This is a genomic window from Cognatilysobacter lacus (genome assembly GCF_008274655.1).
Taxonomy (GTDB): Bacteria; Pseudomonadota; Gammaproteobacteria; order Xanthomonadales; family Xanthomonadaceae; genus Cognatilysobacter; species Cognatilysobacter lacus.
This window is the reverse complement of the sequence record NZ_VTRV01000273.1, coordinates 1-1,118: the sequence shown is the minus strand read 5'-3', so window position 1 is coordinate 1,118 and position 1,118 is coordinate 1. Positions and strand designations below refer to the sequence as shown.

Sequence of the window (1,118 nt, the reverse complement as noted above, 5' to 3'; positions counted from 1 at the left end):
GCCGCCGCGCGCCGACCCCTGTGACCGGCGGCGCGGTGCAGGCAGACTGCAGCAGCACAAGGGTGCGTAGGCAGTCCGCCGCCCCGCAGTCGGGAGTTCGCCCGCCGTGATCAACGAAGCGCTCGACGTTGCGCACTGGCGCGCGCTCCTGGGCCGCGATGGCCGCGTCCAGGTTCGTGATTTCCTCCAGCCCGACGCGGCCGAGCGCATGCATCACTGCCTGGCGCACGAGGTGCCCTGGACACTGGCGGTGCGCGACGCCGCGGGCCCGAGGATCGTGCCGGCGGGCGACTACGCCGCCATGGCCCCCGACCGGCGCGACGAGCTGCTCCGCAATGCCGCGACTCAGGCGCGCGCGGCAGGCTTCCGCTTCGCGTACGACAGCTACCAGATGATCGCCGCGTACCGGGAGCAGCGCGATCCCGGGCTCCTGCTCAACGGCGTGGTCGAGTTCCTCAATTCGCCGCCGTTCATCGCGTTTGCACGCGCGCTTTCAGGCGACATGCGCATCCGCCGCGTCGGCGCGCAGGCCACGCGCTACCGCCCCGGACATTTTCTTCTGCAGCACACGGATGAAGACGAGACCGAAAGCCGCCTGTATGCCTACGTCATCAACCTGACCCGCGACTGGCGCGCGGACTGGGGCGGGCTGCTCCACTTCATCGACAGCGCCGGGCGGGTCGTCGACACGCGGCTGCCGCGCTGGAACACGCTGACGCTGTTCGCGGTTCCGACGGACCATTGCGTCAGCCTGGTAGCGCCCTGGGCCGAGCACGACCGGCTTTCCATCACGGGCTGGTGGCGCGCATAGCGGCCCACGTGGACGCCCGCGGACGCCGATACCGCCCCGCGCACCCGTGCTAACAGCCGCTGCACGGCCGCCGCGCCATGCTGCCCCCATGAGCACGCCGATCCCCGTCATCGTCAACGCGCACTCGCACAGCGGTGGCAACCAGGCCGACGCGGTGCGCGATGCACTGGCCGCCGCAGGCGTCGATGCGCAGATGCACGCGGTGGAAGACCCCGCCAAGCTCGACGACACGATCGTCGATGCACTGGCAACCCGGCCGGCCTGCATCATCGCGGCCGGCGGCGATGGCACCGTCAACGCCGTGGCG

The 1,118-nt window shown here is 71.3% G+C and carries 2 protein-coding genes; both read left to right on the top strand.

What is annotated here, in order from left to right; all coding sequences use genetic code 11:
- Positions 1-106: 106 nt before the first annotated feature.
- The gene (locus FW784_RS14025) at positions 107-811 is read left to right on the top strand and encodes a 2OG-Fe(II) oxygenase (RefSeq protein ID WP_149353937.1); all 705 of its coding nucleotides are present in this window, start codon (positions 107-109) and stop codon (positions 809-811) included.
- An 88-nt stretch (positions 812-899) separates the two neighbouring features.
- On the top strand, positions 900-1,118 hold a 219-nt coding region (locus FW784_RS14020), incomplete at its 3' end, for a diacylglycerol kinase family protein (protein ID WP_268890920.1).